The sequence below is a fragment of the Seonamhaeicola sp. S2-3 genome (assembly GCF_001971785.1).
In the GTDB taxonomy this organism is placed as follows: Bacteria; Bacteroidota; Bacteroidia; order Flavobacteriales; family Flavobacteriaceae; genus Seonamhaeicola.
The window spans coordinates 3,355,174-3,372,101 of sequence record NZ_CP019389.1 but is presented as its reverse complement, the minus strand read 5'-3'; the positions used below and the strand labels follow the sequence as shown (position 1 = coordinate 3,372,101).

At 29.3% G+C, this 16,928-nt stretch carries 17 protein-coding genes; all 17 read right to left on the bottom strand.

What is annotated here, in order from left to right; all coding sequences use genetic code 11:
• Positions 1 to 2: 2 nt before the first annotated feature.
• The 17 genes from BWZ22_RS14770 to BWZ22_RS14695 all read right to left on the bottom strand — a co-directional run bounded on the left by BWZ22_RS14770 (position 3) and on the right by BWZ22_RS14695 (position 16,424).
• Complete coding sequence (locus BWZ22_RS14770; protein ID WP_076701389.1) at positions 3 to 1,091, bottom strand: glycosyltransferase; 1,089 nt, start codon at positions 1,089 to 1,091, stop codon at positions 3 to 5.
• Positions 1,088 to 1,981, bottom strand: coding sequence for a glycosyltransferase family 2 protein (locus BWZ22_RS14765; protein ID WP_076701387.1), 894 nt, complete (start codon positions 1,979 to 1,981; stop codon positions 1,088 to 1,090). The genes BWZ22_RS14770 and BWZ22_RS14765 overlap by 4 nt, the downstream gene beginning before the upstream one ends.
• 10 nt (positions 1,982 to 1,991) lie before the next feature.
• Positions 1,992 to 3,080 carry an EpsG family protein gene (locus BWZ22_RS14760; RefSeq protein ID WP_076701384.1) on the bottom strand — a complete coding sequence of 363 codons (1,089 nt, stop codon included), beginning with the start codon at positions 3,078 to 3,080 and terminating at the stop codon, positions 1,992 to 1,994.
• Positions 3,081 to 3,083: 3 nt separating this feature from the next.
• The gene (locus BWZ22_RS14755; RefSeq protein ID WP_076701382.1) at positions 3,084 to 4,007 is read right to left on the bottom strand and encodes a hypothetical protein; all 924 of its coding nucleotides are present in this window, start codon (positions 4,005 to 4,007) and stop codon (positions 3,084 to 3,086) included.
• Positions 4,008 to 4,012: 5 nt separating this feature from the next.
• Positions 4,013 to 5,215 (bottom strand): MBOAT family protein, encoded by a 1,203-nt coding sequence (locus BWZ22_RS14750; protein ID WP_371326807.1) that lies wholly within the window; start codon positions 5,213 to 5,215, stop codon positions 4,013 to 4,015.
• A 256-nt stretch (positions 5,216 to 5,471) separates the two neighbouring features.
• Positions 5,472 to 5,708, bottom strand: a complete 237-nt coding sequence (locus tag BWZ22_RS14745) for an acyl carrier protein (protein ID WP_076701377.1) — start codon at positions 5,706 to 5,708, stop codon at positions 5,472 to 5,474.
• On the bottom strand, positions 5,705 to 6,721 hold the full coding sequence (locus BWZ22_RS16530; protein WP_083692390.1) for an HAD family hydrolase: 1,017 nt from the start codon (positions 6,719 to 6,721) through the stop codon (positions 5,705 to 5,707). The genes BWZ22_RS14745 and BWZ22_RS16530 overlap by 4 nt, the downstream gene beginning before the upstream one ends.
• Positions 6,706 to 7,437 carry a hypothetical protein gene (locus tag BWZ22_RS16525; RefSeq protein WP_157607984.1) on the bottom strand — a complete coding sequence of 244 codons (732 nt, stop codon included), beginning with the start codon at positions 7,435 to 7,437 and terminating at the stop codon, positions 6,706 to 6,708. Before BWZ22_RS16525 ends, BWZ22_RS16530 begins: the two co-directional genes overlap by 16 nt.
• 14 nt (positions 7,438 to 7,451) lie before the next feature.
• Complete coding sequence (locus BWZ22_RS17025; protein ID WP_076701374.1) at positions 7,452 to 8,009, bottom strand: serine O-acetyltransferase; 558 nt, start codon at positions 8,007 to 8,009, stop codon at positions 7,452 to 7,454.
• A gap of 4 nt (positions 8,010 to 8,013) precedes the next feature.
• Positions 8,014 to 9,132, bottom strand: a complete 1,119-nt coding sequence (locus tag BWZ22_RS14730; RefSeq protein WP_076701370.1) for a glycosyltransferase family 4 protein — start codon at positions 9,130 to 9,132, stop codon at positions 8,014 to 8,016.
• Positions 9,129 to 10,241 (bottom strand): glycosyltransferase family 4 protein, encoded by a 1,113-nt coding sequence (locus tag BWZ22_RS14725; RefSeq protein WP_076701367.1) that lies wholly within the window; start codon positions 10,239 to 10,241, stop codon positions 9,129 to 9,131. The genes BWZ22_RS14730 and BWZ22_RS14725 overlap by 4 nt, the downstream gene beginning before the upstream one ends.
• Before the next feature lie 14 nt (positions 10,242 to 10,255).
• Positions 10,256 to 11,221 (bottom strand): polysaccharide pyruvyl transferase family protein, encoded by a 966-nt coding sequence (locus tag BWZ22_RS14720; protein ID WP_076701365.1) that lies wholly within the window; start codon positions 11,219 to 11,221, stop codon positions 10,256 to 10,258.
• A gap of 2 nt (positions 11,222 to 11,223) precedes the next feature.
• Positions 11,224 to 12,495 carry a hypothetical protein gene (locus BWZ22_RS14715; protein ID WP_076701362.1) on the bottom strand — a complete coding sequence of 424 codons (1,272 nt, stop codon included), beginning with the start codon at positions 12,493 to 12,495 and terminating at the stop codon, positions 11,224 to 11,226.
• Positions 12,495 to 13,475 (bottom strand): lipopolysaccharide biosynthesis protein, encoded by a 981-nt coding sequence (locus BWZ22_RS14710; protein ID WP_076701359.1) that lies wholly within the window; start codon positions 13,473 to 13,475, stop codon positions 12,495 to 12,497. The genes BWZ22_RS14715 and BWZ22_RS14710 overlap by 1 nt, the downstream gene beginning before the upstream one ends.
• Positions 13,476 to 13,477: 2 nt before the next feature.
• A complete protein-coding gene (locus BWZ22_RS14705; RefSeq protein ID WP_076701356.1) occupies positions 13,478 to 14,020 on the bottom strand; it encodes a lipopolysaccharide biosynthesis protein in 543 nt (180 codons plus the stop codon).
• Between the two features lie 26 nt (positions 14,021 to 14,046).
• Positions 14,047 to 15,411, bottom strand: coding sequence for a nucleotide sugar dehydrogenase (locus BWZ22_RS14700; protein WP_076702551.1), 1,365 nt, complete (start codon positions 15,409 to 15,411; stop codon positions 14,047 to 14,049).
• Between the two features lie 14 nt (positions 15,412 to 15,425).
• Positions 15,426 to 16,424 carry an SDR family oxidoreductase gene (locus BWZ22_RS14695; protein WP_076701354.1) on the bottom strand — a complete coding sequence of 333 codons (999 nt, stop codon included), beginning with the start codon at positions 16,422 to 16,424 and terminating at the stop codon, positions 15,426 to 15,428.
• Positions 16,425 to 16,928: the final 504 nt, after the last annotated feature.

Below are 16,928 nucleotides of genomic sequence, written 5' to 3'. Positions count from 1 at the left end.
GATTAGTGTAAAGTTTTATATAAGTTATGGTAATTATCAACCATTATATTAATATCAAATAACTGAGATTTTTTTAAACAAGCTTTCGTAATATCATTGTAATATGAATTATTATCAAATAATTCTATTATAATTTTTTTAAGCTGATTATCATCTTCTTTTTCAAATAACACACCCGCATTTTCAACAACCTCTGTTAGTCCTGGTACATCACTAGCAATAAAAGGTTTTCCAGACGCCATCCCTTCAATACTAGAAAGCGATAAGCCTTCATAAAATGAAGATAGCACCACTACATCGGCTGTTTTTAATAGTTGTGGCACATCATTTCTAACACCGTAAAAATGCACTCTATCAGTAATGCCTAGTTCATTTGCTAGCTGTTTACAACTTGCTTCTAAAGGCCCTTTGCCAACTAGTATTAATTTAAAATTATTGGGTAGTTTACTTATTGCTTTAATAAGGGTTTTTTGGTCTTTTTGAGGCGTAAAACTAGACACTTGAATGATAAGTTTATCGGCATCAGAAAAATGCAAATCTTCTTTTTTATAGGGTTTAGCTAGGTTGATAGCTTCTAAATTGATACCGTTGTAAATTTTTATAAACTTAGGCTTAAATTTTTCACCTAAATGATTTTTAAGGTTATCATCAACCGCATCTGATATGGTTATAATTTTATTAAACTGATTATATGCTATTTTATCTAAAGCTTTAAACAAAAACAGTTTTCTACGTCTGTTAGTGGTGTTATGTTCAGTTAACACTATATTATGTTTTTTAAGATTTAATAAGTTGGCAAAACCAACCCAATATAGGGTAGGGAATAGGTGCGCATGAATGATATCATAATTTTTAAAAAAAGATTTTATTTTAAAAATTAAAAACGGGTTGTAAATATTATTTTCTTTGCCTAAGTAAAGTATATTAACGTTTTTATTTGCTTTTAGTTTTTTGAGAAACCCTGTTTCTACACCATCTAATAATAAAACATCTACTTTTAAGCCCTTTTCAGAAAATTTAGCACAGGTATCTACTATGAGTTTTTCGGCTCCGCCAGAACGTAAAGAATTTATGACTTGTAATACTTTCATTTTTTTAGCTTGTTAATATAAAGCACATAAAGAAATAGGCCTATGCCCAATGGCATTGCTAAAAAAGTTAACAATGGTTTGGGGCTTTTATTTAAAAATTTAAAATCTTTTAATTGTATGGAATGCGATACATAGTGAATAGCATTTTTTAACCTTACCTTAAAGTAATTGGAGTGTTTTAAGGCATTTATACGCGCATATTGAAATCCTTTAGGGTGCCTGAAGTATTGTTTAATAATATTTCTAGACGAACCATCTTCTAAATATTCAACAATACAGAGTACTTTATTTAAACAGCCTAATTTATATTTTTTATCAATTTGAAGATACAATGTTCCAAGGGGTACAAAACGTTCCTCTGGAAAAATGGGGTAGGGCGGGAATTGTTTAACAATGTCTGTTTTTAAAACCAATTTTTTATCTCCCGTAATTTTATATTTATTATGTAGCTCTTCTAGCGTTGTATATTTTAAATTATCAGGAATTTTTTGCCCAATAACATTACCATCTTTATAAGCATCTAAGCCTATAAATCCAGCAAGGTCTTCAGGTTTATGTTCTATAGAGTTCCAATAATTAATAATGTTTTCTACAGCATCTTGCGGCATAAAATCATCAGAATCAATACAAACGTTAAGATCTGTTTTTATGAGGCGGTAAGCTGCATTATGAGCTCCGTGCATGCCCTGATTGTCTTGATAGTGATACTGAATTTGTATTTTATTTTCTTGAATCCAGGAGTTGACTAATGTTTCGGTGTTATCTGTAGAACCATCATCTATAATTAACCAAATAAAGTGTTGGTTTGTTTGATTCACTAAGCTTTCATAACATTGATGTAAACAATATGCTCTGTTATATGAAGGCGTAAAAATGGTAAGTGCTGTCATTGTAAATTTATTAGCCGTAATAAACGAAATACATTAAAAAAGTAAAAGAAGAATATGCCACAAGTATTTTTGCAAGCATTAAATGATGATTTTTAAATAGAGGTTGTTTTAACAGCGGATAAAAAATAACTATCGCCATCATAAACCATGATAAATAAGCGAAACGATTTGAAAAGTTAGCTCTAATAACTAACACCCAAAAACCATTGCATATTAAGTAGGTGTTTAATAATTGGTTATAAAAATTATCTTTAAATTTCTTTTTGTATATATAATACCAGCCAGCAAATACAGCAAAAAAGCTGTAAAATAAAAAGTCCCATCGAAATCTAGGAACGCCTCCGCCAGCACCTCCAGCAAGATACCCCGATAATCTACCATCAAACCCTAGACCAGCAAAAAGTGAAATCCAAAAACTTCCCATGGCTAATGATAAAGGAATGCAAATTAACCAGCCTTTTAAATAAAATTTAGGGTTATTGTATATATATGTAATTAAATATGCTAAAATGGGTAACATGATGGTTTTATGAAACATGGCACCCCAAATAAAAAATAAAGCCATTATTACTTTATTTTTACGGTAGGCGAGCCCCCATAAGAATAATGAAGCCGCCACCCCATTTCTAACACCATTAACTCCATAGGTATAGAATGAAAAAGATATGATAAAAGCAAAAAAGCAGTAATACCAATACTCTTGGAATAATTGTTTTGATATTTTGTACATCGGATATATATAGAGAAAGGCACATATAGTAAAAAAGGTATGCGCCGTAACAATAGTTGCTGAAATTTTCATAAAAAGATCCCATCCTAAATCTCTAGCATCTTTTATAGGCTCACCTAAGCTAAAAGCTTTAAAAGCTTTGTAATAGTTAGCAGTGTCACCGAAGCCATAGCGAGAAGTAATTTCTCTTTGCCCTATTAAAATGATAAAAAAGAATAATAAGAAATATCCAACAGTATTTATATAAATGATGTTTTTTGTGTCTGATATTTTCAATATTAAGGCATGTATAAAAGTAAATAACACAATAAACAAACATAAGTAAATATATGTTTCGTAATAATTAGCTGAAGGTATAATGTTATTCATACACTAAATTTTATTTAGTTTGCTAATTGAGTCACATAAGAGATTTGTAAACTTTTCTCCTCCATATTTATCCAGATGATGCCCATCATAGGTTTTAAATTTTTTAGATTTTAATTCATTATAATTTAAATAGTTTATATTGTTATCTTGAGCTGTTTTTTTTATAAAATTATCAAATTCAGGGTAATAGTTGTTTTCTAACTCTAAAATATCTTTATCAACAGGAGTTCTTACTAAATAAACAGAACCATGCTTTTTAAGGTCTTTAATAAGAGTGTCTAAACTTTGCTTTCTGTATTCTGAAACACTATAGTCTTTAACAAAACCCTTTAAAATATTTACTTGATTTTTTTTCCAATTTCTAAATACTAAACTGTCTTTAGGCAAGTTATTTTCCTCTAGCCAACCATTTTCATGAAGTTTAGATGATTTTCTAAATATCCCTCTAAAATGAAAGTAATCTAAATTTTTAATTAAATACTCGAAATTAGGATCCATAGACATGTAGTTCATATTATTAGGAGGAGCATCAGCTTCTTTAAACTCACCTGCATTATTATCGTTTGCTTTATGAGAGCTTAACATCCAAGGAGTTATTGATATTATAAACAATCCGTTTTTAGATTTGTTATTTAATTTTTTTAGAATACTTTTTCTATATAGTGGTCCTATGCGAGATTGAGCTATTGTGAAACTGAAATTGAACATAGGTAGTTGAAATTCATTATTGTTAAAATAATCGTCAATTATTTTAGGTTGAATTCCTTGTAAGCTTCTAGACCCCCCTATAATTAAAGAAGTAGCTTTTGGAGTTGTAAACTTTTCATAAAAATAATCTATATATGAGCCATAAAATTTCAAAAATAATGTTAAAAGAATTAAACATGTTATAGAAAATAATATGATATTTTTTATAAATTTATTCATATTTATTAAAATTGAAAATAGATAAAAGATTTTGATTTAGCTCCAAAAATTAAAATTGTAAATAAAATAAGGATATATATAAGCCATCTCACCAATTTACTATTAATGTTCTGAATGTCTAGTCCGAAATCTTTACTTTGCTGAAACCATTCAGTGATTATCAATAAAGGAATAAATATAAGTAATGTGATATCTGGAGTTTTTATATCAAGAATATTTTGTTTGAATAATCCATCCCAAACAGCTTCATTGAAAGCAAATGCATTTTTTAAACTAGTAGATCTAAAAAATATATAGGTAAAGCAAACCATAAAAAATGTTAAAATTATTTTAGGGATGTCTTTGTAAGTTGCGCCTTTATTTTTTACAACTTTATTGGTGGAAATTGAGCTAAATCTTTTTTGAGAAAAAATTATAGGAATATAAAATAAGCCATGTATACCACCCCAAAAGATATAATTCCAACCAGCACCGTGCCATAAACCTGAGATTAAAAAGGTTATAAAAACTGCCATAAAAATACCATATTTTTTATAGTTTCTGAATTCAACAGCAAGTGGAGTAAATAAGTAATCATTTAACCAACTAGACAGTGATATATGCCATTTCTTCCAAAAATCTGAAATATTTGTTGAGAAGTAAGGGTAATTAAAATTTCTTTTAAATTCAAATCCAAATAATTTTGCCACACCTATGGCTATATCTGTATATCCGCTAAAGTCGGCATAAATTTGAAAAGCAAAAATAACTACACCTAAAATTAAAGAAGCACTAGAATAATTAGAGAAATTTTGAAAAATATCATCTACATATGAGGCACAATTGTCTGCTATAACAACTTTTTTTAGTAAACCCCATAAAATTTGCCGTCCACCATCAATAGCCATTTTGTAATCAAAATGACGTTTTTTGAAAAATTGCGGAAGTAAATTTGATGCCCTTTCAATAGGGCCAGCAACTAATTGCGGAAAGAATGCTACAAATGTGGCAAATGCAATAAAATCTTTTGTTGGTTCTAGTTTTCTTTTACTTATGTCTAGTGAATATGACATAGTTTGAAATGTGTAAAAAGAAATCCCGACAGGTAAAATAATATTTAAAGAGTAATATTCCATTTCATAACCAATGGAATTAAAGGCACTAATCCATGAGTCTATAAAGAAATTAAAATATTTAAAGAACCCTAATATGCCTAAATTAAAACTCATTGATACCCACAGCCATAATCTCTTTTTTTTCGAGTTTTCTATATTCTTAAATATCTGTATACCTACAAAGTAATCAATTAATGTACTTAAAAGGATAAGAGATAAAAATCTCCAATCCCACCAACCGTAAAAAACATAACTAGCTATTAATAAAAGTAGGTTTTGTATTTTTAAATACTTGTTTAAAACCAACCAATACAATAGAAATACAATTGGTAAAAAAATAAAAAAGTCAAAAGAATTAAATAGCATATTTTTATTTCATTTTTTCTTTTATGGAAGTTATTATGTCACCAACATTTTTCCATTCTAGAATTTGAGAGCTACTAAATTTTATGTTGAATTTTTTTTCAATTTCAACAACTAAATAGATATGATTTATTGAGTCCCATTCATCTATATCATTTGCATTTGTTTCTTCTGTTAAATTAATATCTTCATTTTCTAAAACTTCTTGAAAAAGTAGAGTTAATTCATTTAAATAATCATTCATAAAATAAAGTGTTTAAAGGGTTTATAAGTATTTGTGTTTAAACTATAAATCTTATCATTTTTTTCTTTTGAAAATGTGAGTTTTTCTAATAAATCAGCAACTAAACTATTTTTTGCTGTTTCTAAGTATTCACCTTGTAAAGTGTCGATTTTTAATTTTTGTAAATCATCAACTATTTTGTTGAGGGCATAATATTCGACATCACGTTTTAATACACGACAACTCATAATCCAAGTGTCAATGAAAAAGACATTGCTAGAAGTTTTTTCAAGTATTATAACAGAAATTAACCCGTAGTCACCAAATTTATCTTTTAACTTAACACTATAGGTTAAATGGTTTTTAGAGTTCATAAATTTTATGATATCATCTTCTGTATACCTTTTAGTACGAAGATTAAACTGATTAGATCTTTGAGTTAATTGTGCAATACGAGAAACATCCTTTTGTCTAAAATCACTAATGCTACCATACATTTCTAAAGATTTTAGGTAGTCATCCATATTTGTGACTTGTGAAATTAATTTACGTCTTTCAGCTTCTTGCTGATATTGTAATGTTCTATCATTATCATTTTTTGAATATGATACCGTTTCAAATAAATTTAAATTAGTTAAATAGGGTAAGTAAAGCGCAGGGTCTTCAGGGAGTTCTGGTACTGTTATCTCTGGAATACTTTGTCTTACAATTTCTCTTTCGGCTGGATTATCATCAATAAACACCATTGAGTCAAATCCTATATTAAGGACTTCTTGAATGTACCTAATATTATCGGCTTTATTATTCCAGTTAGCAACAAAAACAGAGATATCCTCTAGTTTTAAAACCATTTCATTATGGTTTACAAACGGGTTTTTAGCTATTTCTTCATTGTTTTTAGAACAAATAGCTAAGATTATACCTCTATTTTTTAATTCTTTTGCCCATTTTTGAATTTTTGTAAATGCTTTTCCTATACCTAAAGACCCAATTTGTATTTTTTCTAATCCGTCATCTCCTATAATGCCTCCCAAAGCGTATTATCTAAATCAAGGATTAAACATTTCTTAAAACTACCTTTAAAAGCCTTAGCAAATTTAGTTACATGATAGCTTATATGTGTATGAGTATCAATGGAGTAGTGTAGGTCTGAATTTATGTAAGATGCCCAATCTCTGTAATCATTTAAATTTTTTATGTATTTATTAATATCAAATACATAGAAATTATTTTCTTTTTCAGATATTTCAATTAATCTATTATTAATTTTCCAAAGTTGATTATAGAAGCTATGCGTTATTTTTGAAAATAGATTGCCATAAATTTGGTCGTCTATCAACTCATATGACATGTAAATAATTTTTGAATTTATATTACCACTCTGTAATCCAGCTATTCTGGAGTTAATTAAATCAGAAATTCTACTTGAAAAATGAGAGCGCTCTTCGTTAGATTTTAAGGCATAGAAATTATCTTTTAGTTTTAGTGATGATTCAAAAATTATAACTATTTCAGGATTAATCTCATATAACTTAGATGAGCTATCAATAATGGTAATATCTATTTGGTCATAGCCAGCTTCGTATATAGAAGGATTATAGCCTTCTACTAATAAATAATTTTCTAAAGCTTTACAAAAAAATGTAGTTGTATGGTTTGCTAATACTGCAATTTTTATTGGGGTTCCCCCTTTAGAAACTTGTTTTGCTATTTTTTGTAATTCTCTAAAACTCATTATATTTTGTTGCATACAAATTTGAAATTTTACTTATTAATAATTTTTGCAGGATTCCCAACAACGGTAGCATTTTCTGGAACATTTTTAACCACTACAGCACCCGCACCAATTTTGGCATTATCTCCAATAACAATATCACCAATAACAATGGCTCCTGTAAAAATAGAAACATTATTACCTATGGTTGGTTTTTTACCGTCAATTTCCCCAACGGTTACTAAGTGATTTACATAAAAATTTTCTCCTATAGATTTAGCGTTTAAAATAGTACAGTAGGGGTGACCCGTTAAAATGCCTCCCCCTAGTTTGGTATTGACATCTATAGTAAAGTTTTGTTCTCCTTTACAATATAATTTAAATAAATGCTTTATAGGGTTATTAATTCTAAAATAAAAAATAGTTCTAAAATCTTTAGAATGGCACAATAAATATAGTAAACTATTAATTTTAGAGCCTTTTATACTTTTTGCAACACACCATCTATCTAAATCTTTACTAATTGTTTCTTTATTGGTGCTAAATAAATAAAGTACAACATGAGGGATTAACAAAACTCTATAAATATAAAATAGTATTGTTCTCATACTTTTATTTTATTAATTGATTGAAAATTGTTAACCACTTGTCCATGATAGCTTTTACATTATAGCTAGCTGCATTTTCTCTAGCATGCTGTCCAAAATTCATTCTTAATGTTTCATTATTTATAACTTTTATAACCGCATTGGCAAATTTTGTTTGGTTTTTTGGAGGTATTAGTATACCGTTTTTATTACTTATTATGTTTCTAGGGCCATGTGGACAATCAAAAGACACTATAGGTAATCCACAGGCTTGGGCTTCTAATAAAACTAAGGGAAAGCATTCATTATCTGAGGTCATTAAAAACACCGATGCATTTAACATCTTATCTTGTATGTTATCTGTTTTGCCCTTTAATAGTATGTGTTTTGACAAATGCTTTTCATCAATTTTTTTCTGCAATGTACTCACATAATTTTTATCACCTTCGCCATATATATGTAATTGCCAATTGTTATTTTTTTTATGTATTTGTTCCCATATGTCTACAAGTAAATCAAACTGTTTTACAGGTGCAATTCTACCAGCAGCAATAGCAACGGGTTTATTTAATTGAGATACTTGTGAGGGATAAAAGGTTAAGGGGTTAGGTATTACGGCAATATTATTAGATTTGTAATAACTAGCTTCATCTTTATTTAACACAACAAGCTTATCGTATTTTTTTTCGACAAAATCAGCAAAATATAAAAAGTACTTTTTCTTTGATTTAGCCCCTTTTTTTCGATACGGAATTTCTATAGATTTAGAAAAATGAAATTCTTTAACTTTAGGTATAGATTTCTTAATAAATGGTACAAAATAGGTATCGACACTATGGCTACAAACCACAACAATATCTGGTTTTATTTCATTTAGAGTTTGCTTTACTAAGCGTATGTGTTTTGGGATTTTTAATACATTTTTAGGATGAAAATAGGATAAGTTTCTATGGTAATTTACACCTAAATCTTTAAAAGTAATATTAGAATTAAAGTGATAACAAGCTTTGTTTTTATTTTGTTCTGAAGTTATAATATAAACAGCATTATCACTATTATTAGCAAGATAATTGGCTTTTATAGACAATACACGTTCTATACCTCCGTGCCGATGTACTTGATCTATTAAAAAAACAATTTTCATACTGTTTTGTGTTTTAATAGTTCTTTAAAAAGCATATCCCATTGTTTAACCACAAACTCTGGTAAATAATTCTTTACATTTTGTCTTGCATTCTCTCCTAAATTTTTTCTTAATTCACTATCCTCTATTAATGTTTTAATTTTATCACTAAGCATATTTACATTTCCATTTGGAACAAGAAAACCATCTTCTCCATCTTTAATAATATCACTAGGACCATGTGGACAATTAAAAGAAATGCATGGTACGCCATAAGCCATGGCTTCTGTAAGTACCATACCAAATCCTTCGTAGCGAGAAGACATGACATAAATAGATGATTCTTGGTATTTTTCTGCTATATTTTTTACGGGTTTATGAAAATTTACCGAATTAGAAATATTAAGTTCTTTTGCTAAGGTCTCTAATTTTTCATTTTTATTAATTGTACCATAAATATTAAGATTCCAATCTGGAAAAGATTTATGAACTAGCCCCCAGGCTTTTAATAAACGGTCATATCCTTTTTGAAAACATTGTTTCCCTACAGCAATCACATTTTTTTTGTTTAAAGAACTAGGGGTATTAGGATAAAATGAGAGTGGGTTAGGAATTACCGTTATATTTTTTAGATGCCATTCTTTTTTGTTACCACTAGTAAGCACTACAAATTTATCATATTGTTTAGCACCCAGATTCATTAGCTTAAATTTAAGCCATGTGCTTATTTTTTGATAAATATTTGGTGTTTTTACTTGTAATTCTGCATTTTTAGAAACATGTCGTTCATAAATTAAAGGACAGGGTTTGCCTATAATTAAAGGAAAAAGTAAGCCTTTAAGTCCATCATCACAAACTAGTATAATATCTGGAGCAATCTCCTTAATTTTATCTTGAATGCCTTTTTTGTAGCTTTTTAAGTAGGCAAATGCATTGCCCCCAACTTTGATGTTATGATATTGTATTTTTTTACTAAAATTATAAAATAGAGTGTTGGTATCTTGATTTAATGTTAAGATATGCACCTTGTAAGCATAATTATCTGCCAAGTAACTAGCTTTTATAGATAGTACCCGTTCTAGCCCGCCAGGGCCATCAATACGATTTACTATGTATAATAAATTAGTCAAGATTATAAGAGGTTTTAAATTAAGCTTTTTACTTTTTCTTTAAGAGAATTTGCTAATTCATGATGTTTTTCAAGGTTTTTAATATTTGTATTTTCATCTATTTTTCCTTTTAAACCAAAATTTGAAGTAAATTCACCCGTTTTACTATTAATATCTATACGATTAAAGAGTTCTAAAATACCGTCGAAACGACAAGAATCTACAAAGCTATCAAAGCCATTAATAAAAATAACAGGCGTACCCAATGCTAAACAAGGTAAAGCACAATGTATTCTAGATGTAATTACTAATTTAGCTCGTGCATATTTTTTTAATAAAGTTTCAGCCATTTCAAATTTTTGTTCATCAGTATAGGTATTTGAAGGCGGTTCTTGATTTATAAATTCTGCTGAATTTAAAAGATTATCATCAATAAATTTTTTAAGATGTTTGTTCTTTTTGGATAATTGAAAAGCAGAACCATTTAAAATATTTCTAACAGTTGCTTTTAGATTATAAAAGATTTTTTCAGGCCTAGGATAGCTATATAAAGGGTCTACAATATATATATTATCAGTTCTTTCAGAATCGTCTACTTTATAAGAATCTAACGTTAGTGTTAAACAACCCGTAAAAAAGGCATCAATGCCTTTGGCTTTTAATGTGTCTGCAGTAAATTGATCTCTACAGCCAATAGGTTGGTGCTTTTTTAAATAGGCTATACCTTTATCATTTAACATACTTGGGGCAGCAGTATTATTCATATGAAAAGAAACAAATATAGGATCTATATCTTCAGAAGGTACCCAATTATGAATATTATGTGTAAACCAGCCATTCATTATAAGCTTTATTTTTTCACCTTTATAATCAGCCAAACGTTCTCTATTTAAGAGCATGTCTACTCTTGGTAAAAACTGTTTTGCCGCAAGACTTTGTATGTTATCGCCTACATTGAAAAAGCGTTTGTTTTCGTCGTATGTTAAAAGACCGTATTTCATGGTTATTTTAGTTTTCGGTATAATTTATAAAGTAAAGGAAACTTGTTTCTTAAAATGTGTTTCCTTTTTTTATTTTTCTTGACTTTTTCTGCGTTCTTGTTAACAATTAAGTCTAGATTTAGTTGAGCAAAGCGTTGGATAGCTTTTTGTTCTTTTTCTTTATTGTTTAAGACAAAAAAAGAGTCTGCTTTTTTTGCCATATCTTGTATACATGTCCATTGGTATTTAATACCTTTAGTCATGACGCAATCTTTTCCAAAATTTTTAAAAATTAAATCATAAAAATTATCTGGCAGATTAAAGCCATAATCGCTAGGGTTTGCATTAGCTAAAATTAGACTTAATGCAGTTCTTTGGCATTTATGGCATTTGTTGCAGTTGTATCCTGTTCGTTCATCAGCATAACAAACACGTAATTTAAAATTGAAACCTGTTTTGTTTGCAAAATCAACTATATTTTGAGCTTTTTCTGTACGTTTAAATTCATAACCATCATGAGTAACTATTGTGTTAGCCCATTTCATGTTTTCATCAATATAAGGAGACGATCCCCAACTGTAGTTTATTTCATTGGTGGCAGATGCAGCTATATTTATGTCTGTAATTTTGTGTTTATAGCTAAGGGGGGCTAACACACCAATTAAAGCCATACCGTGTTGTACCATACCCCACCAACCTAAATGATCTACCAATAAATCTACTTTATAGGTGTAAAATTCTCGTAAATTAGATTCAATATAAAATAATCTATCATGGTTTAATATTTTTTCTTCTGAATTGAATTTTTTAAACTCTTCCCACCTTAATTTATCATCTATAGCTACATCTGCTCCATGGATTGAGATTAAAAATGGATTTTTGTTATAGTGTCTAGTTAATGAATCAAAAGAATCTAAGCCTCCACTAAATAAGAGAGATGTTTCCTTACCATCAATAGTGTTTTTAATTATTTTTTTTACCAGTAACTCTCCTTTGATATCATTTTTAGGATGATATTTTATAAATTGTTCTTTTAAAATTTTTAGTGAGTTGAAAAATGTCTCATCAATTTCGTCTATAGATACATCAAAACCTACAAACCATGCTATGGGCATTATATTTGCTAAAAAAGGTATGACAGCAATGCTTTTTGGAGTTTTACTTATGTCTTGGTCATATAAAGCATAATATTGATTTGAAGAGTGGAAATACGATTTGAATTTTTCATCAACCGTATAGTCAAAAGCTATTTTTTTTCCTTCATCAAGGTATTTTATTTTATTTAATCTTAACATTATAACTTTAATTTTTTTAAGATTGGATTTAGAGAGCTTTTAAACAACTCTTTTTCATAATTAATAAACCCAAAATTATATATTAACACTGCATAAATGATAGAATAGGAAATAGCTTTAATAATAAAGTTAATCCAGCCATTACCAGGAATGTAATTAGTTAAATATCCTAAGCAGATAACGATAATTATTGTGATGATTGTTTTATGGGAGAGTTCTTTGAAAAATCTTAAAATATTTAAGCCTATAACTTTATGGTAATAAAAATTCATGACATTTTGAACAATGAACCACCCAGAAACCGTTCCGCAAATCATACCTAATGCACCAAGATTTTTAGCTAAATAAGCTCCAAATATGGCTCCTAGTATTAAAAATGATAGATATAAAATAGCCTTAAAAGATAATTTATTTCTTGCTTCTAAAATTGAGTTGCCAAAGCCTTGCACAAGAGGTAGTGTATATGCTATCATAATTAATATGGCAATGAGCCAAACTTCAAAACTACCATCTACACCAAGCTCTTTTCCTACCCACAAAAACACAAATTGATTTCCAAACAGTAAAAAGGCTCCAAAAATGTACATAAGAATAACAAATGATATACGCCCAATTTTAATCATCATGTTTGTTAGCTCTGTATTGGTAGCATTTGCAACAGTCATTTTTGTTGCTCGTGGTAAAAATACGCTAGAAATTGCTGTTGAAAAAGAACCATAATATGTTCCTAAAGTGATACCAATACCATAAATTGTAAGAATTTCAGGCGTGGCTATACGCCCTAAAATCCAATGACCAGCTTTCCACTGAAGCATACTTACTAGACCAAACACAAAAATCCATACAGAGTAGCCAAATATTTGCTTTAAGTATTTTAATTTAAATTCATGAAGTTTAAAGCGTACTTTTAGTTTGAAAAAAACATAGTAAATTCCAACAATAATAATTAGTATGTTAAATACGGTATCTACAATTACCAAAGCTATAGCTTTCCCCCTAAAGAGAGTACCGCAACAATTGTTATTGTTCTAAGTATATAACGAATAATATTTACTGTTTTAGGGAAAACAAATTTTTCATACCCAAAACAAACACCTCTAAGAGTTCCTCCTGGTAAATTAATTACTAGATTAAAAATTAATAGAATAAAAATAGTTTTAGCTATTTCTATTTCTTCAGCATTCATTTTTGTAAAGTAGTTGTCTATATGACCGTAGAAAGCTACGCCTATAATTATAACAAGTACTGAGATAATACCATAAATAATCATGGTGGTAGCTAGGAAATTTTCTTCACCCTTACGATCTTTTTCTGCTTTATATTTAGCAACAAAGCGAACAACTGTATTATTGAGTCCCAAATCTAGTAATGAAATAGTACCAATAAGAGCTCCTATGGTAGTGTAAATACCGTATTCAGATTTACCAATATGGTTTAATATGAATGGTGTTATAAATAAACCAACCGCATTTGTTAAAAATATGGTTATGTAGTTTAATGCCGCTCCTTTTTTTAATTGGCTCAAAATGATTTGGGTTTAAAATTGTATGTTTATAATCTACCGCTAACGGGTTCACTTATAACTCCTTTGACATCATATAAAATGCCTTTAGGGTTTAGCAATGATTTTAAATCTATTTGAAGAAATTCTTTATGAGCTACTGTTAGTACAATAGCGTCGTATTTGGTTTGTCCTTCGACAGGCTCAGGATGTTCTTCGACAAGCTCAGGATGACTATCGACAGGCTCAGCGTGCGCTTCGACAGGCTCAGCGTGACTGAGTTTTTGAATGGTTTTTAAGCCATATTCATGCATTACCTCTTCAGGGTTTGCCCAAGGGTCATATACCGTAACATTGGCACCATAGCTTTTTAGTTCTTCAATAACATCAACCGCTTTAGTATTTCTTACATCTGGACAATTTTCTTTAAAAGTAATTCCTAAAGCTAATATATTGCTTCCTTTTACTTTTAAATCGTTTTGAAGCATGAGTTTAATAATTTCTGAGGCTACGTATTGCCCCATACCATCATTAACACGTCTTCCTGCTAAAATTATTTCGGGGTGATAACCAACTTCTTGCGCTTTTTGGGCTAAATAATACGGGTCTACACCAATACAGTGCCCACCAACTAGTCCTGGTTTAAAGGGTAAAAAGTTCCATTTAGTTCCAGCAGCAGCCAAAACATCATGGGTGTCAATATCTAAACGATTAAAAATTTTAGCTAATTCATTAACAAAAGCAATATTAATATCGCGTTGCGAATTTTCAATAACTTTTGCTGCTTCGGCTACTTTAATGGTAGGTGCTAAGTGAGTGCCTGCTGTAATAACGCTTGCATATAGTGCATCTACTTTTTTACCAATTTCAGGTGTAGAACCAGCAGTGACTTTAAGAATTTTATCTACGGTATGTAATTTATCACCCGGATTAATTCTTTCAGGTGAATATCCGGCATAAAAATCTGTATTAAATTTAAGACCGCTTTCTTTTTCTAAAACGGGTACACATTCATCTTCAGTAACGCCAGGGTAAACGGTTGATTCGTATATAACGATATCACCTTTTTTAAGCACTTTACCTACGGTTTCACTTGATTTGTATAGTGGTGTTAAGTCTGGTCTGTTATTTTTATCTATTGGAGTAGGTACTGTAATAATATAGTAATTACAATCTTTAATAGCTTCAATATCTGTTGAACAAAATAATCCAATGTTGTTATCTGTATCTTGAGTTAGTACAGATTTTAATTCGTTTTCATCAACTTCTAATGTTGAATCATGACCACTCATTAATTCTTCAACTCTAGATTGATTAATATCATATCCTACAACAGCATATTTAGTAGCAAAAAGTCTAGCAAGTGGTAATCCCACATATCCTAAACCAATAACTGCTATTTTTATATCATTAATTTGATTCATTTTTTTTATTTTAAATTTTCCCAATACCAAGTAACAGCTTCTTTTAAGCCTTCGCTAACACTGTATTTAGGATTGTAGTTTAGAAGTTTTTTGGCTTTATCTATAGAGGCTAAAGAGTGTGGAATATCTCCAGCTCTGTTGTCTCTGTGTTTTACTTCAACATTTTTAATTTCTGGATCAAACTCTGATAAATATTCTTTAAGTAAGTTGGTGAGTTCTAGCAGCGTTGTTCTTTCGCCGTAAGCTACGTTGTATACTTGATTTAAACTATCTTTATTTTCAGTAGTAATGGCTTTTAAGTTCATTTGTACCACATTATCTATATAGGTAAAATCTCTTGAGTACGAGCCATCTCCATTAATGTATGGTGATTCATGCTTAACCAATTGTTGAACAAATTTAGGGATTACTGCAGCGTAAGCACCGTTAGGGTCTTGTCTGCGTCCAAACACATTAAAGTATCGCAATCCTATAGTATCTAGGTTGTATGTACTATGAAAAATATCGGCATATAATTCATTAACATATTTTGTAATGGCGTATGGTGAAAGCGGTTTTCCTATAACGTCTTCTACTTTGGGTAAAGCTTTGTGGTCTCCGTATGTAGAAGAACTGGCAGCATAAACAAAGCGTTTAACACCAGCATCTCTAGCAGCCACCAACATGTTTAAAAACCCAGAAACATTAACATCATTAGTTGTTATAGGATCATTAATTGATCTTGGCACAGAACCTAAAGCGGCTTGGTGCAATACATAGTCTGTGTTTTCACAAGCTTTATTACAATCGGTTAAGTTTCTAATATCGCCTTCAATTAGTTTGAAGTTCTTCAATTTAATAAAAGGAGCTATGTTTTCTCGTTTTCCTGTTGAGAAATTATCTAAACAAACAACCTTAATATTATTGTCTAGTAGTGTTTCACATAAATTGGAGCCAATAAAACCTGCGCCTCCTGTAATAAGTACTTGTTTGCCTTTTAAGATTTTGAGTTGATATTCGGTCATTATAAACTTGGGGTTACTTTATTTGCAGCAAATATGAAAAAAAATAATTTAAAACAATTAACTAATTATATTAAGGTTCTGTTTTTTCCGATGAAAGTAATAAAAGTGTTAAAATTATCGATGAACAAGAGCATATTATTAATTATTAACGAAATACAATTTAATAAAGAAGCATAACAATTGCTTTTTTTAAGGTTTCTGCTCTTTTTTATAACGTAAATCGATAATCTGCATAGTTTTACTTTTAACTCATAGCAAAAATGTATTTAACCGAATATAATTACTCTTTTGGCGAAATATGCAAAAACTAAGCTTTTTGCTTTAAAACAATTACTAAATTTACACCGAATTACAAAATTGAATTGATTAATAGCGAATTGATTTTATTTGTGTTAAAAGAAAGTTTTATAAAAAATACATTACAAATTCTCTCTTAATTAGTTGTTGATTTTCAACTCTAATTAATTTTAAAAGAGCTACTTTTTAATGCAAGTTTAAATTAAG

Excerpts from the sequence above, each read along its gene's own strand:
- BWZ22_RS14715 (WP_076701362.1), bottom strand. The coding sequence starts at position 12,495 with ATGTTAAGATTAAATAAAATAAAATACCTTGATGAAGGAAAAAAAATA.
- BWZ22_RS17025 (WP_076701374.1), bottom strand. The coding sequence starts at position 8,009 with ATGAGAACAATACTATTTTATATTTATAGAGTTTTGTTAATCCCTCAT.
- BWZ22_RS14750 (WP_371326807.1), bottom strand. The coding sequence starts at position 5,215 with ATGAGTTTTAATTTAGGCATATTAGGGTTCTTTAAATATTTTAATTTC.
- BWZ22_RS14745 (WP_076701377.1), bottom strand. The coding sequence starts at position 5,708 with ATGAATGATTATTTAAATGAATTAACTCTACTTTTTCAAGAAGTTTTA.
- BWZ22_RS14720 (WP_076701365.1), bottom strand. The coding sequence starts at position 11,221 with ATGAAATACGGTCTTTTAACATACGACGAAAACAAACGCTTTTTCAAT.
- BWZ22_RS16525 (WP_157607984.1), bottom strand. The coding sequence starts at position 7,437 with ATGCAACAAAATATAATGAGTTTTAGAGAATTACAAAAAATAGCAAAA.
- BWZ22_RS14760 (WP_076701384.1), bottom strand. The coding sequence starts at position 3,080 with ATGAATAACATTATACCTTCAGCTAATTATTACGAAACATATATTTAC.
- BWZ22_RS14770 (WP_076701389.1), bottom strand. The coding sequence starts at position 1,091 with ATGAAAGTATTACAAGTCATAAATTCTTTACGTTCTGGCGGAGCCGAA.
- BWZ22_RS14695 (WP_076701354.1), bottom strand. The coding sequence starts at position 16,424 with ATGACCGAATATCAACTCAAAATCTTAAAAGGCAAACAAGTACTTATT.
- BWZ22_RS14755 (WP_076701382.1), bottom strand. The coding sequence starts at position 4,007 with ATGAATAAATTTATAAAAAATATCATATTATTTTCTATAACATGTTTA.
- BWZ22_RS14765 (WP_076701387.1), bottom strand. The coding sequence starts at position 1,981 with ATGACAGCACTTACCATTTTTACGCCTTCATATAACAGAGCATATTGT.
- BWZ22_RS14730 (WP_076701370.1), bottom strand. The coding sequence starts at position 9,132 with ATGAAAATTGTTTTTTTAATAGATCAAGTACATCGGCACGGAGGTATA.